Raw genomic sequence first — 23,355 nt, 5'->3', positions numbered from 1 at the left:
TAAACGAAACAATCATTTTCAAGGGGTGGCTTGCATGAACCTGTTTGAAGTCATGAGAGACAGCTTTGCCCCCTACCTCGACGGCGAAAAACCGCCGCTTCACATCGGGGAGGCGTTCAACATCTGGACTTTTCTCGCCGCCTCGCAAGAGACGGTTCGCACCGAAATGGTCTTTTACAACGTCGCCAGCGACCCTGAACTGCGAGCCAAACTCAAAGAACTGCGCGATGACGTGCATCTGTCCGCGATCCAAGATTTGCAGAAACTGCTTCTGGATGCAGGCGTCCCCCTGCCGAAAGAGACAGAGATGATTCCCGATCTCGGCCCTTGCGAAGCTTCATTCGGTACCAAACCCACCGATGCCCAGATCGCCAACCTCGTCGTCTTCAATCTCAATCAAGGCATCACCTATGCCGCTGAATATCTGACCAACACCATCCGCGCCGATGTCGGCTATGTCTTCATGAAGATCATGACCAAAAAAGTGATGTTTGGCGCCACGTTCAAACCGCTGATGGTCAAAAACGGCTGGATCAAAGTCCCGCCGGAGTATAAAAAATAAAAACACCTCTCCATCTCTGGGAGAGGTGTTTTTCACATGTTTTACCTGCAAAACTCTCTACTCCAAATCATCTTCCGGCTGCAACAGCGGCGGATCGACCTGCACCGTATCCGGGTATTTCAAGCCGGTGCCGGTGTTGAGCAACACGACCTTCTCGTCGGCGCCGATCCAGCCCTGTTCCCGCAGCTGGCGGGCGGCCACATAGTTGGCCGCGCCTTCCGGGCAGATAAACGCGCCTTCGAGCGTCGCGAGGTCCCGCTGCGCAACGAGGATCTCGTCGTCATTCACCGCAATCGCGCATCCGTTCGTCTTATAGATCGCCTCCAGCACGAGGAAGTCGCCCAACGCCTTCGGAACGGTGATCCCAAACGCCACGGTCGATGCGTTCTCCCAAAACTCGGAAGCCGCCTTTTTCTCCTCCCACGCCTTGACAATCGGCGCACATCCGGTTGCTTGCACCGCCACCAGACGCGGCATCTTCTCGCCGATCCAGCCGATCTCCTGCAGTTCGCGCAGTGCTTTGTAGATGCCGATCAGACCCACGCCGCCGCCGGTCGGATACAGGATCACGTCCGGCACATCCCAGCCAAATTGCTCCGCCAGTTCCAGCCCCATCGTCTTTTTCCCTTCGATGCGGTACGGCTCTTTGAGCGTCGAAGCGTCATACCAGCCGTGTTTGGCCACCGCGCGTCCGACGATCTTGCCCGCGTCGGAGATCAGTCCGTCGACAAGGTACAACTCCGCTCCGGCGATCGCCACTTCGTTGCGGGTGATCATCGGCGCGTCCTTTGGCATCACGATGTACGACTTGATCCCGGCTCTGGCCGCATAAGTCGCCCACGCGCCGCCTGCGTTGCCGTTGGTCGGCATCGCCAGCACCTCCACGCCCAGTTCCTTCGCCCGCGACACGCCGACAGCCGCACCCCGCGCTTTAAAGGTGCCGGTCGGGATCACGCCTTCGTCCTTGAGGTAGAGGTTCGACAGGCCGATCTTCTTCCCCGCCAGCGGCAGCGGCAACAGCGGTGTCATGCCCTCGCCCAGCGTGACGATGTTCTTTTCATCGCGGATCGGCAACAGCTCCCGGTACCGCCACAGCGAAGGTTCGCGATTCACGAGGTCTTCTTTTTTAAAATCGGCTTTGATCGCTTCATAATCATAACGGACCAGCAACGGCGCTGCACATTCGCACAGGTGATGCTGCGCGTCCGGTTCAAATGTAAGATGACATTTCGGACATTCCAAATGGCTCAAATAATTCTGCACGACACAATTCCCCCTTCTCCAATCAATTTTATCACGTCAATCCGGTACTTGCGATAGGTGCTTGCCCGTAACCGAATTGACCCGCCCTGCATGTACTGAGAGTAGCACTTCAAAGGGAGGGAATTTCTAATGGCTGGTACTTTCGGTTACTACACCCAATGGGCTGTCGTGTTTCTGATCATCTTCGTTCTGTTCATCCTGCTGGTCCCGTACCACGGGTAAGCAGAGAGGAAAAAAATCGGCCGAGGCTCTGTGCCCCGGCCGATTTTTTTCTTGTGCATCCACCCGATCAATCGAGCAGATCGATCAGTTCGGCAATGGTGCTCACCGTATAGTCCGGCTCGACGTCCAGACGCTCCAGCGCCGCCCCCGTCCGGTTGACCCACGCGGTGAGATAGCCGTACGACTTCGCCCCGGCGACGTCCCACGAGTTGCAGGAGACAAAGAGAATCTCCTCTTTCGGCAAGCGCAAATGCTTGTCCGGCAGACCGTATACGTCCGGGTGCGGCTTGTATTTTTGTTCGTTGTCCACACTCAGTATGCCGGAGAAAAACAGCGACAGCCCGGAGTGGCCCAACACTTTATGCAACATCCGGTCGGTGCCGTTGGAGAGGATCAACATTTTGCGCGGGGCAAATTCGTACAAGGCCTCCTCGACCTCCGGATGCGGGCGCAATTTCAGATAGATCCCGGCCAGTTCCTCCAGCGTCCCGCCGTCGTGCTCCAGCCCCAAATGTTCCAAGGAATAGCGCAGCGCATCGCGCGTCACCTGCTCAAAATCCGCATAGCGGTTCATCAACGTGCGAAGCCACGTATATTCCAACTGCTTGTCCCGCCAGATCCGGTGGATGTCCGTGCCTTTGCCCGGATAGAGCGCATCGCAAGCCTCCGTGATCGTGTCCAGATCAAACAGCGTGCCGTACGCGTCAAAGACGATCGCTTTGATCATCTGTATGTCCTCCTCTACTCTGCCTGAAAGCCCATGATGTCAAACCAGATCCCGGCTTTAAAATTGCCCAAAGCCTGCCTGATATACGGAATCGTGTTGATCGGCAGTCGCTCCCGGTCATGCCAACTCAGTTCGTCGCATTTGTCCGGTTCGCAGTTGACGATCTCCCCGGACCAGCGGTCGGCCGCGACGAAAAAGTCCACCCGCTCGTCGCGTGCCTTGCGGTGCATGACGCCCACCACGCGCACATCCTCGCGTCGCAGGTCGATGCCGGCCTCTTCCTTGGCCTCGCGCACGGCAGCGGCAATCACATCTTCTCCGCCGTCGAGGTGACCGACCACCACGCTGTAGTTGCCGTCCTCAAACCCGGTATTGTACCGTCGCAAGAGCAACACCTGCGAGCCGCGTATCAAAAACAGGTGGACCGCGACCGCCATCTTAAACCGTTCCGTCATGCTCTCACCCCAGTCCCCATTGGAAAATCGTTACTCGTATCATACAGAAAAAAGACGGACTTCGAAAGCATCCGGAAGTCCGTCTTTGCTGATTTTTTTATCAGATTAGCGTGAAATGGCAGACGGCCGCAGTCGGTGCTCCGGCGGACGCGGGGTCATCGTCTGCTCCGTGCGCAAGTTTTGGAACGCATCCGGGTAGTCTTCGCTCATGATGTCCTCCAAGATCCGCGCAGCCGTCATCACGATCGGCACGCCGCCGCCCGGATGAGTAGAAGCTCCGACGAAGTACAGGCCCTCCGCTCCGTCCGATTTGAGCGACGGACGCCAGTAGGCCGACTGGAGTAAGGTCGGAGCCACGCCAAACGCCGCCCCGTCCTGCAAAGCAAAGGCGGCTTGCCACGTTTCCGGCGTATACACCGCTTCAAACTCGATGGCGTCGCGCAGGCCGGGATAGCCGTTCGCTTCCAGTTTGTCGTAGATGCGCTGTTTGAACGCTTCCTTCTCCGTCGCCCAATCGATGTCGGCGGTGAGGTTGGGCACCGGGACGAGCACGTACAGGGCCGTCTTGCCGGGCGGTGCGACACGGTCGTCGATCAGATGCGGCAGGTGGACGTACAGCGACGGGTCGGACGGCAACACTTTGCGGTGAAAGATCTCATCGACATTGCCTGCAAAATCGCCGGAGAAATACACGTTGTGCACATCTCCGTCGCGATAGTCGCGGTTCAGACCGAGGTAGAGCATGAACGTGGAGCAGGACTGCTCCATCCGGTCGAGCTTTTGCTCCGTGTATGTGCCGCGGACGTGATCCGGGAGCAGGTTCTTCACCGCTTGCGGGAAATCGGCGTTGACGATCACCGCATCTCCTGCGATCTCCGTGCCGTCAGCGAGCCGCACGCCGACCGCTCGTATGCCGTCGGTGAGCACTTCACTGACTTCCGCGTTCAGGCGCAGATCGCCGCCCATCTCTTCCAGCAGGCGCACGAGCGCTTCGGCGACGGCGTGGTACCCGCCTTTGCAGTACCAGACACCGCTGTAGGAGAGCTCCATATAGCCGATCACGTTGTAGATCGCCGGAGCTTTGAACGGGCCGATGCCGATGTAGAGGCTTTGGAAGGTCAAGGCGATGCGCAGCCGCTCGTCTTTGACGTATTTTTTTAATGTCGTCATACATGCTGCCGAGCGTGTCGAGCTGATAGAGCTTGTAGATCTTCGACGGCTGCCGGAGCAGTTCAAACGGCGAGCGCATCGGCTGTTCGATAAAATCGTAGCGGGCGATCCGGTAGCGTTTGTTCATGTCTTTGAGGTAGCGCAGATAGCCCGCCACGTCCAGCGGTGCGACGCGCTCCAGCTCTTGGAGCATCCGCTGGAGATTCGGCGTCGAGTCGATGCGGCTGCCGTCCGCATAGTGCAGGCGGTAGTTCGGCTCCAGCGGCTGGATCTCGACGTAATCCTCCAGTTTGCGGCCGAGGTCGGCAAACAATTGGTGAAACACGTCGGGCATCAACAGGATCGTCGGCCCGATGTCAAACCGATAACCCCCGTGCTCGATCCGCCCAAGACGCCCGCCCGGTCGTGCGTTCTTTTCCAAGACAGTGACCTGCCACCCTTGACGCAGCAGGCGCAACGCTGTCGTCAACCCGCCGACACCCGCCCCTACGACAACCGCTCGTTTCATCCTCATCCATCCTTTTTTCATGTATTTGAACATTTGACCCTATACAATCGTTTTACATATATCTTAGAATAAATGTATAACATTTGTAAAGGGAGTGGGTGCATGAAACTGGCTCAAGCGTATTCGATTTGCGAACGGGTGACACAGCGATACTCGTCCAGTTTTTATCAGGCTTTTTCCTATTTGCCCCGTGAGAGCCGGGATGCGATTTGGGCGGTGTACGCGTTTTGCCGCGAGATCGACAACGTGGTCGATGAGGAAAGCGTCGATTTGGACGCGCGGCGACTGGCGGCTGCACGCTTCACCGCACACCTGGAAGCGGCGCAAAACGTTCGGTGGCCGCGACACAGCGCGATGTGGATCGCGTTGGAGGATGTGTTTGCCCGCTATGAGATGGAGTGGCCGCCGTTTTTTGCGATGATCGAAGGGCAGTGTGAGGATCTGGCGTTCCGGCAGCCGGAGACGATGGCCGATCTGGAACGGTACTGCTATCTGGTCGCCGGCACGGTCGGGGAGATGATCCTGCCGATCCTCGCACCGGGAGGAGGGGATGCGTTGCGCGCCGAGGCGGTGAAGCTCGGCATCGCGATGCAGATCACCAACATCCTGCGCGACGTCGCAGAAGATCTGGGTCGCGGGCGGGTCTATCTCCCGCAGGTGGAGTTGGAGCGATTTGGCGTGACGCTTGAGATGCTGAGGCGAGGAGTCCCCACAGCCGAATGGAAGCGCATGGCAGCGTGGCTCGGGTCGAAGGCCGAGCAGTTGTACGAGGAAGGCATGCGCAGTTTCTCGCTGTATCCGGCGACGTCCCGCCTGCCGTTGCTCGCGTCAGGCGAAGTGTACCGGGCGATCCTGCGCGAGATCGGCCGGCGGGAATACGACGTGTTTGCCGAGCGCGTCTACGTGAGCGATGTGAAAAAGCGGGAGTTGCTCAAACCGCTGCTGTTGAAATTTTTGGGCAGCCATGCAAAGGCGGTCTAACGGGGTGGTCATACGCTGGCTGTTCCGCCTCTATCTGTTCTGGTTTGCCGTCGGGACGGTGCTGCTCACCGTCGACTGGATGCCGGAGTGGCTGCGCTGGTCCAATCCGGTCTTTCTCTATCTGGCGGGTGCTGTCGGTGCCTCCCTTTTCGTACGTGCTTACGGGCGACTGCGAGGGATCGTGGTCACGGTGACTATCGCCCTCGGCGCGATGGTGCTGGAGGGAGTCGGCGTTCATACCGGGCGGCTCTTCGGGGCGTACCGCTACACCGACTGGCTGGGACCGCAGGTGTTCGGCGTGCCGGTCGCCATCGGGACGGCATGGGTGATGGTGGTGGCGACGTCCCATTTTGCGCTGCGCCATGCTGTGCGGGGCTGGCCGTTGCCTGTCGCGGGGGCGACGCTTGCCGTCGCGCTCGATCTGCTTCTCGACCCGGTCGCGGCTGCGAAAGGATATTGGATCTGGGAGCAAACGGGCCGCTACTACGGCATCCCGTGGACCAACTTCAGCGGCTGGTTCGTGACGGCGTGGCTGCTCCACACGGCGGTCGTGCTGCTGGTGCATAGAAGCGATGCCGTCCCGTCACACGCACCGTCACGAGATGTGGAGTCTGACGCGTTTCTGCTGCTGTTCACAGTGCTCGCCCTGTTCAGCTGTCTGTCCTTGCAGATCGGCTACCAACTGCCCGTCCTGTATGGCCTGATCCCGTGGAGTCTCGCCTTTTGGCTGAAAGGGAGGAAGCCTGTTGATTCCGGCAGAGAAAAAGCGATGGTTTGAAACGATGTTCGCTGCCTACAACCGCTGGCTGATCGGCCGTTCGTTCGCCGGTCTGCACGTACGCGGCTTGGAGCGGTGGACGGGCGCGTCCGGTCCGGTTGTTTTGATCGCCAACCACTCCAACTGGTGGGACGGTCTGCTCCTCTTTCAGGTCAATCAACTCTTGTTGCGGCGCGACTTCTACGTGATGATGGAGGAAAAAGGCTTGCGTGCCTACCCGTTTTTCCGCAAGCTCGGCGCCTATTCCATCCGGCGCGACTCCACCGCCGACATCCGCGCTTCACTGCGCTACACGGCCGACCGGCTGCAGAGCCCGAACGCGCTGGTCTGCCTGTTTCCGCAAGGGCGCATCCGCCATCAGGAGGTGCGCCCGCTCGACTTTGCACCGGGCGTGGCTCTGGCGTTGCGAGACGCTCCCCCTGACGCGAAGATCTGTTTGGCGACGCTGAACTACTCCTTTCTGGAAGATCAGCGCCCGGAGGCGTTTCTGGCGCTCAGCGAGCCGATGTCGGTCCGTGACCTGCTGGCAGCCGATCCTGACTCAGCGAAGAATCTGACGGCGCGGCTGGAACGGCACTTGACCGTACAGCTAGACTCGCAGCGGGCAGCGCTCCTCTGCGGCGACGCGACCGGCTACCGCAACGTGCTGCGCGGCAAACTGTCGACAGGAGACTGGTACCGCCGCGTCTTTCAGCGAGCTTGAAGAGCTTGAAACACGAAAAAACGCCCTGCCTCCTCTTCGGAGCACAGGGCGTTTTTCTGTTTTCCCGGTTCAATCCTCCCGCTTGGGCCGAAACTCATGGAGCAGTTTCGTCAGCGCTCGCTTTTCGATCCGCGACACATAGGAGCGGGAGATCCCGAGCTCTTCCGCGATCTCACGCTGCGTCTTCTCCTCGCCGTCCGGCAGGCCGAAGCGGCCGCGGATCACCTCTTGCTCCCGTTCGTCGAGGAACTGCAACCGGTTGTAGATCTTCAACTTCTCCAACTTGAGCTGCACCTCGTCGAGCACCTCGTCCGTTTCGGTGCCGAGCACGTCGATCAGCGTAATTTCATTACCTCCGATATTATATCTGTGCAAATCAACCCATGCGAGGATACACACTAAGTTCGAATTGGTCATCAACCCAATCAGGAGCCTTAAAGTACTCTACCCTTTCAACAACCTGCTTGAGCAAGTTGTTTCTTTCTTTCACGTCCTCGGTTGCTTCGTACACATCAAGCACATGCCTGACCATCGGGATGACATTTGTTCGCGCATCTTCAATCGACTCGTGCTTTTCGATCTCCTCGATCAGGACGCTACGTTGTACCTCCAGCTTCTCGATGACCTCCATTAGAAGTTTATTGCGTTCCAAGAAGGTGTCGGCATCGTATATCCCGCGTTCAAGTAGCGTATGAAGATTTGACTTCTGTTCCCTCGTGGCTGCGATCTCTCTTTCAACCTCATCAATCAGGTTTGTCGGGATTTTATTTTTTCGTTCTCGTTTCATCTGTTTTTCAAGCAGGTCGTATTGCACCTTGTATTCATTGTACCACGCTCGTAACGCATCTAATAATTTCTGCTCTACATAGGTGAACTGGCTGCTTCGGTTGCATCCCTTCGTAGGGCAGATTAGGTGCGGAGCCTGACGCTCATATGGCCGCCGCTGCATCTTTGTGCCACAGATTTTACAAATGATCAATCCCTTAAGCGGGTTCTGTGGTTTTCGATTCTGGGTGTATTCCCTGTTGCTCCTCTCGGCAATCAGTTGCTGCGCTTTCTCAAACTGCTCAATCGTGACCAAAGGTTCATGCGTCCCCTTTTGTTCAACCCATTCTTCTCTCGCTCGATCGACACTCTTTATTTTCTTATACCTGCCATTCTCTTGTCGGCGCCGGACTGTTTTTGTCTTTCTCCACTGTACCCGGCCGATGTACACCTCGTTCTTCAAGATCGCATTGATCGTTGACGCTTTCCAAACTTTCTTTGGGTCGACCGGCTTTCCATACCTGACCCGAATTTCATTAGAGGGAGAAGGTAGGCCCATCGACTCCAAACGTTGCGCGATAGTCGGCCCGCCCATGCCTTCATTAACATACCAGTCGAAGATCATGCGAACCACGTCAGCTCGTTCGCCAGGAATCAGTTTCAATCCGACGTTTCTGTCCCGAGTGTATCCATATGGTTCATAGGTCCCTATGAATTTCCCCTCTTTGACCGAGTCGACACGACCGTCCTGCATACGTTTAGTTATGCGCTTCAATTCTCGACGAGCAAAGAACGCTTTAAACTCAACCTGCTCCTCATCGTTGTCATCGAGGAGGTCATATACTTTTTCCGGGGTAATGATCAAAGTCTCAGAGTCCCGGAATGCCCTTTGGATAATCCCTTGGTCTGCTGAATCACCGCGTCCGAGCCGGTCGATGTGCACAGTCAAAACCCCATCAATGTCACCAGACTCGACACGTTCAAGCAGCCTGATCATCTCAGGCCGCTCATCGACCAACTCGCCGGATACAACTTCTTCGTATATCCCGACGATGTTGTAATTACACTCACGGGCGAGATCCAACAACCTTTTTCTATGCCTCGACAAGACATCTAACCGCTCTCCCTCGCGACGTGCCTTCTCCTCTGCTTCCTGATCCTCACGGGATTTCCGAAGATACATAATGACAGACTCTAAGTCTGTCGGAAAGCCGCGATATGCTTCCCGGTATCGGTTAGCCATAGAACCCATCACCTTTCCACAGATAATACATACATAATGATTTCTACGTGATTATGTCTGTCCCTTTTCCGGAATAACAAAAGACCTCCATTTGGAGGTCCTTTTCCTTTGAGTTCAGCAAACCCAATAGTGTTTGCGGCAGAAAGTAGCAATGAAGTTTAGTAAAGGTTTAATCTACTCCTGTCTCCTCTAAGAACGCGCAGTTGTTCTTCCAACCTTCCAATTTGAGAATTTATTTCGTCAAGTGCAATATCAATTTGCATTTCGATACCGTGCTTTATCTCTTCTTCAGCCCATCCGACTTCGAATGGATCACTTACCAATCTCGCATCCCCTTCCTGCTGATTTGAAAGTGTTGTAACAACAATATATAGACCATCCTCAGTAACAAATAGTTCACTTTGATCTATTTCATGCCCATCATCGTAGTTTTTATGGGCTAAACTATCTGTAAGAAGACGCTTAACGTTACCTTCGCAGTTTACGACGATTTCATAATGAAATGAGAATACTGGCTTACATACTTGTACAGCGACTTCCAACAACTCTTTCGTGTTGATTCGTTCCTTGGATAGAAACTCCTTAACGAAATGTGTTACCTCTTCAACCTGTGCTTCCATTCTCTCCAGTGTTTTGGCCGAAATCATTGATCTTCACCTCGCTGTTCCCCTTCCAACAGTTCATCGAGTCGGCCCTTTGCGTAGTTCACTTGGTTCCTCTGTGTATCGAGTTGCCACTGTAGATATTTGCATTTCTTCTCCATGATCGGTATCACTGTTTGCAAGATCTTGTGCATGCTCCAGACCCCAAAGGGCTCAACATTTCTTTGGGTGATTTCCCTCTTCATCCAGTCCTCACCCTGCTTGAGTTCTGTCTCGATAAAAGTACCATCCTTAAGTAGCCATAATTCATTGATTGTTTCATCGCCGCTTTGAGACAGTAGTGTCCCAACCACTTCAAAGTAACTTCGTTCGCGAATTCTCATATCTTCCGGTAGCAACATCCCGTTCATAGAGTACGTCAGGTATGATCGCTCCAATATCTTGTCAAACTCAAGTCCGCTTCTCAAATTGTTGATAACCTTGTGGTAAGCGGACATTTCGGTAGCTCGTTTCAATAGCCCGTCGCGGTCCTCATTTATGTCATTGAATTCTCTGGTGATCTGCTCTATTATGCTGATTGCCTTCGATAGATTTGGAAACACGATGATACCACCTTCCGACTTGAATGTTGCTTTCTCACAGGGGTCTTTTCTTATGCCGCGATCAGATCGTAGCCGGCCGGGACTTGTTCTGCGCGGATCGGTTCAAAGCCCACCGGCACCTCGGACATAATCGGCTGCGGCGGAAACTGCGAATGCCCCGGCGGCACTTCCTGCGCGCTGATCGGTTCGTAGCCGGTCGGAAGTTGCTCGGCATGCGGTGCAGTCGAGAGCGCCATATCGCAGGAAACGTACGGGATAGGAGGCGCATTCTTTTGGACCAGCGGTCCGGACCCTAAGTCAATCATGCCCGGTGGCAGGTCACTCGCCCTCTCAGGCTCCGGCGGGAACTGAGCCTTCGACGTCTGCGGTTCCCGCCCGGCAAATAGTGCGGGGTCTGGCGGCTTGATGTCCGAACGCGGTTCAACATCAGAGCCGAGCATTAAAGCGACCGGTACAGGGAGTGTCGGTAGTTGCTCAGCAATCGGCCGCAGAGCAGTCGGAACGAAGATCTTCATCAGCGGCCCCTGCGGTTCTTGGCGGCGGCTCGGGTCGGTCGGTACGAATCTCGCCAGCGGCGGGGCAATCGACATCTTCGCCGGATCGATCGGCACGGTGGCGTTGCGCGAGCGGAACTGGATGATCGGATCGGGGCCATATTGACCGAGTTGAATCGGGATCGTGTTATCTCGGGTCATCGTCATCTCTCCTTTGTGTAGCGTTTAAAACTCAAAAATAAAATCGGTGATCTCGCCTGTGGATCGCTGTGCCCTGATGGAGACTCGTTCCTCGTGATCCGACGACTTCAACAGACGTTGGATCTCGGCAAAGTCAAATCTCATATGAGCCGACGAATCAGTAAGAAGGGAAACATCCACCAATTCTTCTCCTTCGAATTTGGGGTCGACCACGATTTCGGTCAGATCAAAGCTCACATCGCCAATTGCTGTCGAAACCGTAACATCGACGGTTTTTCCGGACAGGCCAGTCAGGAAATTATAAAACTCGGACTTGGTCATGACAGTTGAAACTTCGATCTCATTTCTCATCGTCATCTCTCCTCTCGTGCACACAGTATAGCACCTGCTGACAGGCTTGAGGAGTGCGAGAAAGTGCATACCCTTGATGGAGACGTGCCGGATCGCGTACTCTATGGAGAAAAGCCAACAGGAGATGATACGGATGCAAAGAGGAAACAAGCTGTGGGAGTCACACCGGATGATCATACCAGAACACCGCAGGGCAATTATGGAACACGAAGATAGGCAAGCGTTGATCGAACGGCCGGCACTCGATGAGGATGCGCTGGAGGAGCTGAACCGTTCTCTGGCCGAGGCGATGGAGCGCGGGCGACTCGTGACGTTGCTGGTGTTCAAGCCGACCGGGCTAGAGGAAGTTGACATGTTGCCGCAGCGGGTCGCGGACGGGAAACTGCGCGGGCTGGATCGGGATGGGGATCGGGTCAGCGTGGCGATTGTGGATGTGGTTGGGGTATCCGGAGGATGACAAAGACCCGTCAGCGGTGTGCTGGCGGGTCAGTTATTTGATGCGGCCGGTGCGCGTGTATTTTAATTTCATTTTTGATCGAGGCCGAGAAGAGGTTTTATCCTCTCCATCGGTGTGCCTCACTTTAAGCACAGACTCGCCAGATTTACGATCAACTGAGAGATCGCGATGATTATCAGCCAAGCCCCTCGATCAAATTTGATTTTTTTCACTGCGCACCCTCCCCTCTGAATACGGATAGGTGGTGCGATCATATTATACGTCGCCCAGAGCTTTATGATGCAAAGCGTCACTCCTTGGGACGTTTATCAAATAGGAAGTCCTTGAACGTCGTGTGCGCAGGTTGCCCGTCTCCGTCCACTCCAGGTACTGCGCCCAGAAACAAAAGCGCAGCTCGACCCACTGCCCCCCTTGCTGGCCGTCGTGTGGATCTACTTCGCGATCTGGAGGAAGGCAGGCTGAGAACATAAAAAAAGCCCCGGTGTCATACTATCCGGGGCTCGGGCCGCTTGGTGGGCCATATCTTGCAAATTGCCGTGCGTGTTTGGCGCGTGAAGCGCAATCAATTGAGAACATCATAGCATGACGTATTCCGATTGACAAGCCTATTGCGATCACCACAGGCATGGAGGAGGCGACATCTTCGCCATGAACGGCGTGACCGTCTCCCCGCCCGCTCTCATTACATTAATCGCATGGTGACGCGGCGTCTTAAGCGCCTCGTTCAACTCAAACGGTGCGATTTCTTCTGCCAAGTCACGAAGGATCGTCTTGCTCGTCGTGTAGACATGGTAGTGAGGACCAGCGGCTTTGATCGTTTCCGTGAGGCTACGTGGCACTTGATCCCATAGGTGGAACATCCAGATGAGCCCAAGCCTCCACTTACGACTCTCGACGGCCATGCGTTTCCATCGTGGAGCGCAACTCGCGAACTGGTGCGGCTCATCGCAGATAACGAAGCACGGCTGCTGGTCTTCCTCTGGACGCGCATACATAGCCAGTTCGATCTTCGACATGAGGAAGTCAACAAGTATATCCGTAGCCTCAGCACCTAGGCCGTCTAGCCCGCCTTTCGGGACGTGGATCGCGACGTAGTATCCGCCAGTCAGGTAGGGTGTAAAGTCAATACCGTCGTTACATTCGAGGCATTCGCGCAGATAGTCGTCGCCTATGAGCATGTCGAGGCGGTTCAGGACGGGTTCCGTGACCTTGCCGCGCATACCTTCGCTCAGCTTGTCGAACACACGCCAATCCTGTGCGATGTCCGGACGAGTCGTCTCTAGGCGATCAATCGCTGCCTTCCGGTAGTCCGAATCGGTGAAGAGGCGAATGCCGTCGCCAAGCGAGCCGCCGAGCGTGCCGATTGTCTTGCCTGCGAGCCGGATATACCGCGAAGTCTCGACGCCCGAGTCCGCCCCTTGCAGGTTGAAGAAATTGAGCATTTCGCCAGCCAATCGGTTAGCTGAACGCTTCCCGCGCAATGCTTCGCGCCAATCGAGTTTGATCGCCCGCTCGCCGAACTTGAGTCGGAGAATCTTGCGAGGGTCCACGCCTAGTTTTCGCGCTCCTGCCTCGATCTCATCACCGAGTTCGTCTTTGGCGACGTCAATTGAGATAACCGAGAAGCCGTTGGCGAGCGCGTGAGCACCGAAGTTGCCGCCGAACCCCTTCGTCTTTCCCGTACCCATTCCACCGATCACGGCGCGCGGGAGGCAAAGCTCGTCGTGATCATCGACAGGGACGCAAATAGGCTCGGTCTTGCCTCGGAAAGTTCGCGTTCCGATTGGAATGCCTTCGCTTAGGATGCCGTCCACGAGGTCGCTTTCTCGGTGCTTGACACTGTTAAGCGAAAATTCTTCTTGTAGCCCACTGGTCGGGAGTTGCAGAAGCCGCGCTGCTTCCGGAATAGACAGATAGTCGCTGTTCAATTTTAGACGCGCAGGCTCTCTCGACGTCACGTGTCGCCACCACTTGGAGATATCCTTCACCGTCTTTGCTTCGAACGCGTTGTCGCCGTCCAACGAGCGGAATGCGGTTGTCAACGCACGAAGAATGACGTCCCTCCGTCCAGAATCTTCTGCTTTAGCGACTAAACGTAACGTAACGTCGAAAGCTCCGTGCTTCGTCTTCTGCTGCGTGTGGTGAGAGATCGGCCGCTCCGAACGCAGTCGAGACGGAGGATCAACCGGTTCAGGATCGACTTCCTTTCCGGTGATGAGTTCGGCGACAAGGGCTGACGCATGAAGCGCGAATCTCGCCCCGAACCGTGCCGCTCCGTTTGCTATGGCTTTACCGTCAAGCGCAACTCTCTGCGGATACTGACCGTTTCGAAGCCGCTCATACGCCTCCTGAGCGCCGAGATGCCAATCTGCGTCGGCTGGCACGAAGACGATCTGCACCAGCGCTCTCTCGTCATCCCGTAGTAGGCGCAACGTTTCGAAGATAGACGGCATGGGCGCGACTGAACGACGGTCAACGTTGAGCGAGAACATGAAGTGTTCGCGCAGTTCGAGGTTAGCGCCGGTCACCGCCTTGACATCCCAATCGACGAGATAATCTGCTTCGGGTTCGCAAACGGTCACTCGAGGCCACGCAGTATTGATCGCCTGCTCGACTGCGGTACGGTTGTTCTTCGGCATATGCAAGCGAATCTCAGCCGCTCCCTGGCGGATATGCCACTCCATGACAACATGGCTCTGCGGGCTGATGTGCGTTCGCCACCCGTCCCGTTCTATTCGTTCCAGAAGCGTTTTGTGTAACGCATGGAGCGACGTTGCGAATGTCTCGACGTTTGTGTTGGAGACGCGGCGGTCAGGCGTGAGGGTTAGCGCAATCATTTCATGCTCCGGCCGACGTCCGCGACGATTCCCATGATGCTCGGCACCATCTGCATACCGACGTAACCGATCGCACTCCACTTTATCATCGTGATCCCGCGATGGCGCTGGCCGACCATTATCAGCAACATTCCGCCAGCCATCGAAAGAAAACAGACCGGATAGCTTATCGACTGCACTACGTTGATGAGCGGATCGAAAGCATGAACGATCTTGTCGCCGACTGCCGCTTGAGCTGACGTAGCCTGCGTGAGAGTCAGCGCCGCCAGCACCGTCGCGAGTACGGCCGGCGGCGCTTCCATCTTTGGGCGCACCTCGCCGCGCATGAACGATTTCCAATCGAGAGTTTGGGTTTTCATATCGTATCCTCCTAGAATGAGAGTTGCATTCGACGGGCATACTTGACGATAAAAGGAGATGATGTCATGCCTTTGCTCGTGATCGCAGGAAACATCCTGTTTTGGGGCGGCGTTACAGTTACTGCGACAAAAGTTCTCGTCGACATTTTCGCCTGACAGGCATTTTTCCCGAGACTAACGCATAGGGTGATACCACCCATCACCCACATAGCCAGCCCCTGCCCATCGTCGGCGGGGGCTTTTTTTGTTTCCGCTTACTGTGCCGTGCCGCGTTGTGCTGTACTGTGCTGTGCGGCGGCAATCTTCCTGCGCTGCGCGTTCGCGAATCCAGCCTTTACAGTTCCTGCAAAATTGGGCAGGCTTTTGACGTATTCGTAGGCCAAGCGGTCTTCCTCTTTGTTCAAGTTGAACTCCACCGGCTTGCGGACGATCTGGCGGCTCTCTGCCATCGTGCACCCCTTCCGCACGGTGCTGCGTCGTGCTGTAGCGCACTGTGCTGTGTGATGGTAGAAGGATATGGGGCACTGGTTGTCCAAAATTACGGATTGTCAAAAAATTATATTTCTCCGTAAAGTTGGACAGGATGGTTGATGTCGATCAACCAGAAGGAGTGCTGCAATCATGTTAGGACTTGGAAAGCCGAGATCGATACTTGGGAAGTGGATAGATAAGCACGGGGTGTCACAAACGGATCTTTGCGAGGAGTCTGGTGTGAACAAGGAGACAATAAGCGATTTGTGCAAAGACAGTGAGCGCAAGCCGCAGAAGAAAACGGCAGGGAGGATCGTGGCTGCGCTGAATCGATTGGTGCCAGGGACAAATGTCTGTGCAAGGGATTTTTGGCAATGAAAACCCCGGCGTAGAGCCGGGGTTACTGGTTTATTCAAGAAGTTTTTTCTTCTGCTGTTCAAATTCTTCTTGCGTGATAATCCCGTCCTTCTTCAACTCGGACAACTTTCTTAACTCATCTGCTATTGAAGACGATGGTGACCGCTCCTCCGTGGGTGCAGTCTCATCAACAACAGGTATGGTTGCCATCGCCTCTTGATCTGCACGCTTGATGAATACTGCGATTAGGGCATTCCAGTGCTCGGCCTGAGCCCTAGCGTCTTTGTATTTTTGAGAAGCCTTAGTTTCAGGTGTGATCTCATCAAGGAAACAGACAGTGTAGATAGGATATTGAACATCATTAACCGTGATTTTCAATTCGATTTTCTTTACACGGTTTGAGGATGTGGATTCAGCCGACAGCCCACCGACGATCGCGCCAGCTCCACCCAGAAGAAGACCCCCGACGGCCATCCCGGCTATTTGTTCGACTCGTGACGTCTGCGTGATTGTAACCCCATCCTCGACAAGTTCAGCGCGCATCAAATCTTTGTAGTCGATGATATTGTACATCGGAATGGTGCTGAGTTTAGTGATGATGCAAATCTTCTTTGCTTGCATATCAACGCCGATGGCTGCGTGGTGGTCCGCAGAATAATATTTTTGACTCGCTTTGAAATTTTGTCTCGCGAAAATATCCTCCGCTCTTGACGATGATTGTTCCTGTTTGTTTTCCTCGCGCTTTTGACGAATCAACTTATCGCCGTATAGTGCACCTACAATCGCGACAAACCCCACCGGGTAAGCCCAAAACGAATCTGTGATACCGGCGAAAAAAGAAAGTAACAGGAACAAAACAATCACAGCAAAAATCAGTACAAAACACATAATTCCGTCCTCCCACTAGTTTCAAGTCCACTCTTACTTACTACTTATATTCGAAGATTCCTTCCAAGAAATAAAAAAAGCACCGACCGAAGTCAAGGCTTTACACTCCCTCACTGAACGAAGTGTTTTCTGGGGGTAACGCAAAAAGCCCCCGGTATGCACCGAGGGCTTTCGTCTATTTCGGGATGCCGGTCGCTTCACGCAGCGCGTCGGCCATGTGGCTGTAGACGGCTCGGATGTCTTCGCGCTTGGTCAGGTGCCACAACTTACTGAGGATGTCACAGACGTGCCCTGCATCCTCCTGTGCCGGTTTGCCGAGGTCTTGCGTGATCGGCAGGCCAGCGGCGCGACGGGCGGCGTTGGCGGCGAAGTTGAAGGCGACCAGAGCTTCCGCATCACCGACACCCGCCATCGTACCAAGCAGCTTGATCGCGTCGTTCACCGCAACGACGGGCAGGGTCGGCTCCTGCTGCCGGTACGGCTTGCCGAAAAACTCACAGAAGGCGCGGGCGATCAGCGGCGCGAACTCGTCGATGTGATCGAGGATCTTCTGCAGGTCGTCGCTGTCGATGTAGCCGATCTCGATCAGCATGGCCCGCGCTTCGGTACGGTCGACGACGTACAGGCCGCCACCACGAACCGATGAGCTGGATTTGATCGGTGTCCCGTGGATGCCCATGACGGTCGCAACGTTCTCGACGACGCTTTGTGCCAACGGGCGGATGTCACCACCGTCTTTGTGGACGTAGATCTCCGCACCGCGTCCGCCGCCTGCATTGAGATGGATCGAGAAGAACACGATTGCACCGGCTGCGTCTGAGATCCGCGCACGTTCGCGCAGATCGGCGGATACGTCAGAGCCAAGGTGCTTGTCGGTCTCGCGGGTCATGACGACGACGAACCCGGCACGCGTGAGCAGGTCGCGCAGTTGAAGGCTGATGTGGAGCGTGATGTCTTTTTCACGAGATCCATTGGAGCATGCGCCCGGGTCTCGGCCGCCGTGGCCGGGGTCGATGACGATGACGGGTTGCGCTGTAGTTGCGAACGGAATAGACATTACTTTGCACCGCCGCCTTTCAGGTTGGCAACGGCATCTACGCCAGATTGACCGAGGATATACGCGCCAGCCAGTCCGCCGATCCATTTGACGGTTTCCTCACTCATGCCAAGTTGGAACGCGTCGTTCGCAACGATAAGCAGGCCGGTGACAAACACCGCCCACATCTTACGAGATTTGAGTTTTTCTTTCATAAGGTTTCCCCTCCCAAAGATAAAGGCCCTGTGCGTGTGCACAGAGCCATTGTAATTACCTCGTCGCCACAGCAAAGATCGCCACCCCGACGCTGATCAAAGAGATCACCGTCGACAAGTGTTTGTGCGGCGCGGCCTCCAAATCCTTCACACGCGATTCCAGCCGCCCCGTCCTCTCCCCTCCCCGCTCAAACCGCGACTCGATCTCCTGGCGCGGCATATAGTTGTTGGACAAATCTCGCTTCATTTCGGTCACCGTGTTGTATGTCATGTTGACCATCGTCCTCATTTCCGCGACTTCTTCTAGCAGTTTGATGTTCCCCTCCTGCATTGCCATTACTTGCTCACCCCTCCCATATGCATGATTAAACAATTTTTCCGAGCACCACACCGCCGGTGCCGACCTTGGCGAACAGGACGCGATCACCTGCCGCCGGGGTGTAACTCGCGAGGCACGGGTACGTCCGCGAGCTTGCCGTGGTCTCGCCGTCGAACAGAACAGTAGGTCGACCGGATGTGTAGGTGTCGGGTATGGTGCCGTTTTGGAAAGCGAAAACTTTCGTGAGCGCGGTGCGCACGGCCTTCGCCACCATCTCGCGAAAAACGTTCACACAGACACCACCCTTCGAATGCTGTGTCGCATCTTCGCTCCCGGTGACAGATCAAATCCCCATGCCGTCTCACTGTATTTGTGATCGATGCCGAGTGCTGAAAACCGCAGCGTGTACACGTCGGCGTCGGAGTGGAACGGCATGATCGCCGTCTCGAGGTTGACGATCTCGAAGATCTGCGAGACCTCCTCCCCCATCCGCGCCGCCATAGCGTCGAGTATCGCCTGATTCGGCGCATCAACCGCTTCCTTTTTCACAATCCATCGCTTCCGGTTTGGGTAACTGGTTGGGCTGTTCGGATTCGTGTTTTCCCAGACCGATCTGATCGGGTTTCGATCTGGCTCGGACACAAAGAGAATGATTCGATTCGGCACGTTGAAGTAGTCCAACGACTGATCGACTTCCGGAAAGATCACCGACCATTCATCATCGGCATAGACGTGTTCGCTGGCCCGCTGGTCTGGTGCGATATAAGGGACCGCTACCGCGTACTCGCCATCAAAAAAGAGCGACCTGTAATTGATCGCTCCTAATATCTCATGTGCTATTTTCAGCGCATCATCATCGGGCGGCCAGTCACGATCTTCCGGCGCGGTCGTCGGGGAATCCGTGATGTTGTGCCAACGTCGAGGAATTCCAGCGGCTACGAGCAGATCGGCCAGCTTGGCCGTGTACTTCTCTCCCTTTTTGATGATGAAACGGTCATCGAACTTGAAGTCGGCCAGAACCTTGGACAGGTCGTAAGCTTCAATATTTCTGAGCACTCCGCCGTCCAATTGAGTTTTCCGGTTCGGGGTGATCAAGAGGAACACCCCCAGCGGCCAGGATACCCAGCGACCATTCGGCATTTCCAGCATCGCCCACGGTTTGATTCGGTCACTTGCAAAATCGATACCGCCGTTATCCCGGATGTCAAACTTCGCTGTTCGCTTCATCGCAGCCAAGGTGTCATGCTCGACCGAACCACCTAGGACTTCGTCGAGATCACGTTTTTTCGTGTTCTCCGAATCAAGTAGCTCGTACCTAAATTTCAAAAATCGCCGCTCGGATGTGAGAGCCCGCAACACCTCCTCCCGGGTAAACCCATCGCGTTCCAATGACAACAAGGTCTACACCTCCTCTTTGTAATCGGTCTTACTGATCGCAAACGAGACCACACCGCCGTAGAAGGTATCCCTTGTCGGCACCGACGGGACCACGCCAAACACCTTTCGGCCGCGTTGATCGCGGTAGCACAGGGTCCGCTTTGCCCTCAGCAGGCTCTGGAGAGACTCTGACTGCTCTTCCCCGATAACCTTTAACGTGACCGTGACTCTGCTCGTCTCGGCCTCTCCGAACTCAGCGACGGGGTCCTTCCGGCCTGCAAACTGGTGCATAGTCACATTCGGCGTCCAGTCATCTCCTCGCCCTTCGTTGTACAAGAAGCAGCGAACCGTGCTGCCCGGATCTTCGACGAGGTGGAGCCAGATGCCCGAGAGATCGATGCGCCCGCCAACCGGCTCGCTGTCACGAACTGTTCCGTTCTCGCCGATCGCACGGACGACGTACTCGTAATCCTTGCCAGCGGCGACGTGGAAGTCATCGTAACGTCCATCAGATTCGACCGTTCCGATACGGATCAGCGGTCCGCCGCCTTCCCGTCTGTATATCTCGTTTTGCGAAATAAGCGGCTCTGTGCCCTGTGGAGCCGGGTTCAAGATCGTCAGTGACATGTACCCCTCCAGCTTTTGCAACGTCGAAACGGGCTGAGCAGGAGGCGTATAGCTTACGGAGATCGATGCCGTGGTGAAGTCCGACCAAACTCCATCGGCGTTTTTTACGCGCAGTTTTAGCGTGTAGGAGCGGCCATTCTCCAGCACCGTGCCTATTGCCCGGATACGAGCATCTGCGTCAGGCACCTCACCTGTCGTCCACACCATCACGCCGAACGGGTCGCTAACCATCAACTCGTATTTCTTTTGATCCGGGCTGGACCAAGTAATAAGCGGCCTCGCCACCCCGACGGTGCTCCCTCCAGCCGGTGATGTGATAACCGGGATTCCTGGCTTGTTACCAGCGAAGAACACTTGCTGATCAGACCACGGGCTCCCTGCGCCTGACTGGTCGTATGTCCGGACTTGCCACTCGATCAATCCATAAGGGAAGTACCCAGCTACTGCATCGAATCGCTGGGTTGGAGTCGCAGTGGTGATGTCGTTCCACGTGGCCGCCCCCACGAGCCGCCACCGCAAATCGAATTTCGACTGCGTATCGGAAGGCGTGTCGTTGAATTTCCATGACAGCGTGATTTCTGCGTTACGATCTAGTCCCTCCCCTCCAGAGGGCATCAACAACGTCGGCGCGAGCGGCACGGCGTTAAAAGATCTTTTGCTGTAATACGTCGTGGTCGAACCATATGGCTTCTGGATAATATCGAGGGCCACGACGTTTTCACCGCCCAACGGGTAGCCGTATGACCACGAATTACTCGCGCCACCGGTTCCTGGCTCATTGGTGATCTTCTCCCACGTCGTATCCGCTGTTGGGTTTTTGCCTGACAGGTAGATGTTCATGTCGCTGTGATAGAGCACGATGTGATAATCAGTGCCGGTCGGGAAGAACAGTCCGATGTTTTTTGAGCCTGTTTGGTTCGAGTTCGTCTTTGTAGTCGGGATCGTGTATTGAGTGTAGGTGCCCGGAGACGTGAGCGGGATTTTCTTGATATACGACGTCACGGACGTAGACGGCAGGTAGACGAAGTACATATCCCCATTCTTGTCGGCAGCAATATCCCACGCCGCTATGTTGCCATACGGAGCCCAATTGGTTGCGTTTGCTTTGGAAACGGCCGTCGGATTCGTGAGGCTATCTGGTGTACAGAGGTTGTAAAGCTTTCCATCGCTTCCGGATGTATCACTTTCACCAGCCACCCACATTTTGCCTAAATGCGGCAACATGATCAATCTTGCTCTACTCATCGCGGGCGCACCCGATATCACCCTAAGATTCGCCCAATCCCCTTGTGGAACCCACCACCAAACATAGGTAGAAGACAACGCATCGGTGTTGCCAGTAGCACGATGAACCCACAAGTTGCCGTTTCCATCGTGCGCCATGCCAACAGTGAGTTGGGATGTGTTTAGGTTTCGGGAGGCCAACCATTTTTTTGCCACTGTATCGAATCGACATACAACCATACCGCCGATTCGAGCCACAAAGTGGATGATTTTATTTACCGGTTCGAAAATCGCCTGCGAGTACTGCCAATAAAACGCCCCGGCCGTGATCCCGAGCGTCGCGAGATCACTCGGGATTCCGTAATCCTGCCAAGTCGCCCCGTCGTCTTCGGACAGATACATCGACGGGAAGAGGTTAGTACCCGACCATGCCTTTCCATCGAGGATCAATGCGCATACCGCAGTTGCTCCGACACGAAACACAGCGTTCACGTTTTGGGACATTTGTTGAGAGTCGGTGGTGGTTACGATAGTCGGGTCGATCACTATCGGCGGGGTACGCGCCGGATCGTTGAGCCACTGGTAGTCGACGCACGTCGCGATCTCAACCCGCCCCGGGCCAAGAGGGGTGACGATATATTTGCCGCCTGTTTGCGTGCGCTCCTGATCCCAACAAATGATAGGAGGTAGTCTGACCGCCTGCGCATCCGCGCCGTGAAAAGACAGATCGCCATCTGTTACCACCTGCCCCTCTACCGGCACCCCGTCTGCGAACATAGTCACTGTCGGGTCAAACTCCATGATCCCGGTGAAGCACAGGAACGGACGCTCCAGAAATGGCAGCGGCTCGCGCTGATCGTCGCGAAGGTTGATGAAATGCTTGAGTTGGCCCGCCTCGACACGCCAGCGCTCCTCCACTCCCGGGAACGATCTGTCATACCAAACATGGAAGTCACGCCGAACGAACAGGTCAGTCGTGTGATCCGCGTCATAGAGCGCGTCCTCAAAGCCGGTCAACATGCAGATGTACTTAATCTCCTGCGGGATGTACCGCCAGCAAGAGCCGCCGGTATAGAACTCAGCGGCGTTCGCACCGCTGGCCGTTTTAGTGAAGGCGACACGGATCTCACCGTTGTCGCTGACGTAGCCGCCTGCCTCCTCTTGGAGAGGGACGGCTTTTTTGTGTTCATATGTTGCGACGACGGCCACGCCGACCACCTCCTAGTTTTGGGTAAAGCGCAGATCCATCGATTTGTCAGAGGCGCGGGTAATCGTCAGCACCGACCCATCTTTCAACTGAAACTCCAACGGGAACGTCGGACGGTACGTCACCCCGCCTTGATACCAGCGCTCCTGCCCGCCGATGTTGTATACAGCGATGGATGGCTTCAACGTGTCGCTCACAGAGAAGCACTTGATCTGATCGACCGGGACGGTGTCGGCGTTCACATCATACTCGCCGCCGGTGCCACCGTACATTTTTGTGTTATCCATCAGTTGCGCTTGCCATTTGTTGTAGTCCAGCATTTTGATTTCCCCTTTCAAGTATGAAAGGGCCGCC

Annotated in this window: 26 protein-coding genes and 2 pseudogenes; 6 read left to right on the top strand and 22 right to left on the bottom strand. The window is 55.4% G+C overall.

Features of this window, described 5'->3' with window-relative positions:
- Positions 1-34: 34 nt before the first annotated feature.
- Positions 35-562 (top strand): DUF3231 family protein, encoded by a 528-nt coding sequence (locus tag OS242_RS10750; RefSeq protein ID WP_267151685.1) that lies wholly within the window; start codon positions 35-37, stop codon positions 560-562.
- Positions 563-619: 57 nt separating this feature from the next.
- On the opposite strand, the gene OS242_RS10745 is transcribed toward OS242_RS10750, so the two are convergent.
- From OS242_RS10745 to OS242_RS10725, 5 genes and pseudogenes are all read right to left on the bottom strand, one after another.
- The gene (locus OS242_RS10745; RefSeq protein WP_267151684.1) at positions 620-1,825 is read right to left on the bottom strand and encodes a threonine synthase; all 1,206 of its coding nucleotides are present in this window, start codon (positions 1,823-1,825) and stop codon (positions 620-622) included.
- A 289-nt stretch (positions 1,826-2,114) separates the two neighbouring features.
- Positions 2,115-2,774, bottom strand: coding sequence for a haloacid dehalogenase type II (locus OS242_RS10740; protein WP_267151683.1), 660 nt, complete (start codon positions 2,772-2,774; stop codon positions 2,115-2,117).
- 14 nt (positions 2,775-2,788) lie between these two features.
- Positions 2,789-3,229 carry an NUDIX hydrolase gene (locus OS242_RS10735; RefSeq protein WP_267151682.1) on the bottom strand — a complete coding sequence of 147 codons (441 nt, stop codon included), beginning with the start codon at positions 3,227-3,229 and terminating at the stop codon, positions 2,789-2,791.
- A 105-nt stretch (positions 3,230-3,334) separates the two neighbouring features.
- Positions 3,335-4,399, bottom strand: coding sequence for a phytoene desaturase family protein (locus OS242_RS10730; protein ID WP_267151681.1), 1,065 nt, complete (start codon positions 4,397-4,399; stop codon positions 3,335-3,337).
- 121 nt (positions 4,400-4,520) lie between these two features.
- A pseudogene (locus tag OS242_RS10725) lies at positions 4,521-4,907 on the bottom strand (FAD-dependent oxidoreductase); the annotation flags it as partial.
- A gap of 102 nt (positions 4,908-5,009) precedes the next feature.
- Between OS242_RS10725 and OS242_RS10720 the strand changes: the two are divergent.
- The 3 genes from OS242_RS10720 to OS242_RS10710 are packed head-to-tail and all read left to right on the top strand — an operon-like array spanning position 5,010 to position 7,369.
- Positions 5,010-5,888, top strand: a complete 879-nt coding sequence (locus OS242_RS10720) for a phytoene/squalene synthase family protein (protein WP_267151680.1) — start codon at positions 5,010-5,012, stop codon at positions 5,886-5,888.
- A 4-nt stretch (positions 5,889-5,892) separates the two neighbouring features.
- Positions 5,893-6,666 (top strand): carotenoid biosynthesis protein, encoded by a 774-nt coding sequence (locus tag OS242_RS10715; RefSeq protein ID WP_267151679.1) that lies wholly within the window; start codon positions 5,893-5,895, stop codon positions 6,664-6,666.
- Positions 6,635-7,369, top strand: a complete 735-nt coding sequence (locus tag OS242_RS10710; RefSeq protein ID WP_267151678.1) for a lysophospholipid acyltransferase family protein — start codon at positions 6,635-6,637, stop codon at positions 7,367-7,369. The genes OS242_RS10715 and OS242_RS10710 overlap by 32 nt, the downstream gene beginning before the upstream one ends.
- 69 nt (positions 7,370-7,438) lie before the next feature.
- On the opposite strand, the pseudogene OS242_RS10705 reads toward OS242_RS10710, so the two are convergent.
- The 6 genes and pseudogenes from OS242_RS10705 to OS242_RS10680 form a co-directional block, all read right to left on the bottom strand.
- Positions 7,439-7,723, bottom strand: a pseudogene (locus OS242_RS10705) (sigma-70 family RNA polymerase sigma factor); the annotation flags it as partial.
- 22 nt (positions 7,724-7,745) lie between these two features.
- The gene (locus OS242_RS10700) at positions 7,746-9,377 is read right to left on the bottom strand and encodes a recombinase family protein (protein WP_267151677.1); all 1,632 of its coding nucleotides are present in this window, start codon (positions 9,375-9,377) and stop codon (positions 7,746-7,748) included.
- A gap of 158 nt (positions 9,378-9,535) precedes the next feature.
- Complete coding sequence (locus OS242_RS10695; RefSeq protein WP_267151676.1) at positions 9,536-10,024, bottom strand: hypothetical protein; 489 nt, start codon at positions 10,022-10,024, stop codon at positions 9,536-9,538.
- A complete protein-coding gene (locus OS242_RS10690; protein WP_267151675.1) occupies positions 10,021-10,581 on the bottom strand; it encodes a hypothetical protein in 561 nt (186 codons plus the stop codon). The genes OS242_RS10695 and OS242_RS10690 overlap by 4 nt, the downstream gene beginning before the upstream one ends.
- 50 nt (positions 10,582-10,631) lie before the next feature.
- The gene (locus OS242_RS10685) at positions 10,632-11,276 is read right to left on the bottom strand and encodes a hypothetical protein (RefSeq protein WP_267151674.1); all 645 of its coding nucleotides are present in this window, start codon (positions 11,274-11,276) and stop codon (positions 10,632-10,634) included.
- A gap of 24 nt (positions 11,277-11,300) precedes the next feature.
- Positions 11,301-11,627, bottom strand: a complete 327-nt coding sequence (locus tag OS242_RS10680; protein ID WP_267151673.1) for a hypothetical protein — start codon at positions 11,625-11,627, stop codon at positions 11,301-11,303.
- Positions 11,628-11,796: 169 nt separating this feature from the next.
- On the opposite strand from OS242_RS10680, the gene OS242_RS10675 reads away from it, so the two are divergent.
- On the top strand, positions 11,797-12,084 hold the full coding sequence (locus tag OS242_RS10675) for a YolD-like family protein (protein WP_267151672.1): 288 nt from the start codon (positions 11,797-11,799) through the stop codon (positions 12,082-12,084).
- Positions 12,085-12,698: 614 nt separating this feature from the next.
- Here OS242_RS10675 and OS242_RS10670 read toward each other — a convergent pair.
- From OS242_RS10670 to OS242_RS10660, 3 genes are all read right to left on the bottom strand, one after another.
- Entirely contained in the window at positions 12,699-14,768 is a 2,070-nt protein-coding gene (locus OS242_RS10670; protein WP_267151671.1) for a hypothetical protein, read from the bottom strand.
- Between the two features lie 149 nt (positions 14,769-14,917).
- Positions 14,918-15,280: a hypothetical protein gene (locus OS242_RS10665; RefSeq protein ID WP_267151670.1), complete on the bottom strand. Its 363-nt coding sequence runs from the start codon at positions 15,278-15,280 to the stop codon at positions 14,918-14,920.
- Positions 15,281-15,534: 254 nt separating this feature from the next.
- Positions 15,535-15,729, bottom strand: coding sequence for a hypothetical protein (locus tag OS242_RS10660; RefSeq protein ID WP_267151669.1), 195 nt, complete (start codon positions 15,727-15,729; stop codon positions 15,535-15,537).
- 172 nt (positions 15,730-15,901) lie between these two features.
- On the opposite strand from OS242_RS10660, the gene OS242_RS10655 reads away from it, so the two are divergent.
- Positions 15,902-16,129 carry a helix-turn-helix domain-containing protein gene (locus OS242_RS10655; RefSeq protein ID WP_267151668.1) on the top strand — a complete coding sequence of 76 codons (228 nt, stop codon included), beginning with the start codon at positions 15,902-15,904 and terminating at the stop codon, positions 16,127-16,129.
- Between the two features lie 30 nt (positions 16,130-16,159).
- On the opposite strand, the gene OS242_RS10650 is transcribed toward OS242_RS10655, so the two are convergent.
- The 8 genes from OS242_RS10650 to OS242_RS10615 form a co-directional block, all read right to left on the bottom strand.
- Positions 16,160-16,996 carry an SHOCT domain-containing protein gene (locus OS242_RS10650; protein WP_267151667.1) on the bottom strand — a complete coding sequence of 279 codons (837 nt, stop codon included), beginning with the start codon at positions 16,994-16,996 and terminating at the stop codon, positions 16,160-16,162.
- A 175-nt stretch (positions 16,997-17,171) separates the two neighbouring features.
- Positions 17,172-18,053 (bottom strand): N-acetylmuramoyl-L-alanine amidase family protein, encoded by an 882-nt coding sequence (locus OS242_RS10645; protein ID WP_267151666.1) that lies wholly within the window; start codon positions 18,051-18,053, stop codon positions 17,172-17,174.
- The gene (locus OS242_RS10640; protein WP_267151665.1) at positions 18,053-18,247 is read right to left on the bottom strand and encodes a hypothetical protein; all 195 of its coding nucleotides are present in this window, start codon (positions 18,245-18,247) and stop codon (positions 18,053-18,055) included. Before OS242_RS10640 ends, OS242_RS10645 begins: the two co-directional genes overlap by 1 nt.
- 55 nt (positions 18,248-18,302) lie before the next feature.
- Positions 18,303-18,584 (bottom strand): hypothetical protein, encoded by a 282-nt coding sequence (locus tag OS242_RS10635; RefSeq protein ID WP_267151664.1) that lies wholly within the window; start codon positions 18,582-18,584, stop codon positions 18,303-18,305.
- A gap of 28 nt (positions 18,585-18,612) precedes the next feature.
- On the bottom strand, positions 18,613-18,858 hold the full coding sequence (locus OS242_RS10630; protein WP_267151663.1) for a hypothetical protein: 246 nt from the start codon (positions 18,856-18,858) through the stop codon (positions 18,613-18,615).
- On the bottom strand, positions 18,855-19,964 hold the full coding sequence (locus OS242_RS10625; protein WP_267151662.1) for a hypothetical protein: 1,110 nt from the start codon (positions 19,962-19,964) through the stop codon (positions 18,855-18,857). The genes OS242_RS10630 and OS242_RS10625 overlap by 4 nt, the downstream gene beginning before the upstream one ends.
- Positions 19,965-19,967: 3 nt before the next feature.
- Positions 19,968-23,003 (bottom strand): fibronectin type III domain-containing protein, encoded by a 3,036-nt coding sequence (locus OS242_RS10620; protein WP_267151661.1) that lies wholly within the window; start codon positions 23,001-23,003, stop codon positions 19,968-19,970.
- A gap of 12 nt (positions 23,004-23,015) precedes the next feature.
- Entirely contained in the window at positions 23,016-23,321 is a 306-nt protein-coding gene (locus OS242_RS10615; RefSeq protein ID WP_267151660.1) for a hypothetical protein, read from the bottom strand.
- Between the last annotated feature and the right edge of the window lie 34 nt (positions 23,322-23,355).

It is taken from the genome of Tumebacillus lacus (assembly GCF_026410385.1).
Classification (GTDB): domain Bacteria; phylum Bacillota; class Bacilli; order Tumebacillales; family Tumebacillaceae; genus Tumebacillus; species Tumebacillus lacus.
The sequence above is the reverse complement of the archived record's forward strand: the minus strand, read 5'-3'. Positions and strand labels throughout refer to the sequence as shown.

Bases quoted from the DNA above. Each gene is read 5' to 3' on its own strand.
- OS242_RS10650 (WP_267151667.1), bottom strand. From the start codon at position 16,996: ATGTGTTTTGTACTGATTTTTGCTGTGATTGTTTTGTTCCTGTTACTT.
- OS242_RS10635 (WP_267151664.1), bottom strand. From the start codon at position 18,584: ATGGCAATGCAGGAGGGGAACATCAAACTGCTAGAAGAAGTCGCGGAA.
- OS242_RS10730 (WP_267151681.1), bottom strand. From the start codon at position 4,399: ATGACGACATTAAAAAAATACGTCAAAGACGAGCGGCTGCGCATCGCC.
- OS242_RS10685 (WP_267151674.1), bottom strand. From the start codon at position 11,276: ATGACCCGAGATAACACGATCCCGATTCAACTCGGTCAATATGGCCCC.
- OS242_RS10700 (WP_267151677.1), bottom strand. From the start codon at position 9,377: ATGGCTAACCGATACCGGGAAGCATATCGCGGCTTTCCGACAGACTTA.
- OS242_RS10640 (WP_267151665.1), bottom strand. From the start codon at position 18,247: ATGAAAGAAAAACTCAAATCTCGTAAGATGTGGGCGGTGTTTGTCACC.
- OS242_RS10680 (WP_267151673.1), bottom strand. From the start codon at position 11,627: ATGAGAAATGAGATCGAAGTTTCAACTGTCATGACCAAGTCCGAGTTT.
- OS242_RS10750 (WP_267151685.1), top strand. From the start codon at position 35: ATGAACCTGTTTGAAGTCATGAGAGACAGCTTTGCCCCCTACCTCGAC.
- OS242_RS10720 (WP_267151680.1), top strand. From the start codon at position 5,010: ATGAAACTGGCTCAAGCGTATTCGATTTGCGAACGGGTGACACAGCGA.
- OS242_RS10645 (WP_267151666.1), bottom strand. From the start codon at position 18,053: ATGTCTATTCCGTTCGCAACTACAGCGCAACCCGTCATCGTCATCGAC.
- OS242_RS10660 (WP_267151669.1), bottom strand. From the start codon at position 15,729: ATGGCAGAGAGCCGCCAGATCGTCCGCAAGCCGGTGGAGTTCAACTTG.
- OS242_RS10695 (WP_267151676.1), bottom strand. From the start codon at position 10,024: ATGATTTCGGCCAAAACACTGGAGAGAATGGAAGCACAGGTTGAAGAG.
- OS242_RS10615 (WP_267151660.1), bottom strand. From the start codon at position 23,321: ATGCTGGACTACAACAAATGGCAAGCGCAACTGATGGATAACACAAAA.
- OS242_RS10735 (WP_267151682.1), bottom strand. From the start codon at position 3,229: ATGACGGAACGGTTTAAGATGGCGGTCGCGGTCCACCTGTTTTTGATA.
- OS242_RS10740 (WP_267151683.1), bottom strand. From the start codon at position 2,774: ATGATCAAAGCGATCGTCTTTGACGCGTACGGCACGCTGTTTGATCTG.
- OS242_RS10655 (WP_267151668.1), top strand. From the start codon at position 15,902: ATGTTAGGACTTGGAAAGCCGAGATCGATACTTGGGAAGTGGATAGAT.
- OS242_RS10675 (WP_267151672.1), top strand. From the start codon at position 11,797: ATGATCATACCAGAACACCGCAGGGCAATTATGGAACACGAAGATAGG.
- OS242_RS10665 (WP_267151670.1), bottom strand. From the start codon at position 15,280: ATGAAAACCCAAACTCTCGATTGGAAATCGTTCATGCGCGGCGAGGTG.
- OS242_RS10670 (WP_267151671.1), bottom strand. From the start codon at position 14,768: ATGGAGTGGCATATCCGCCAGGGAGCGGCTGAGATTCGCTTGCATATG.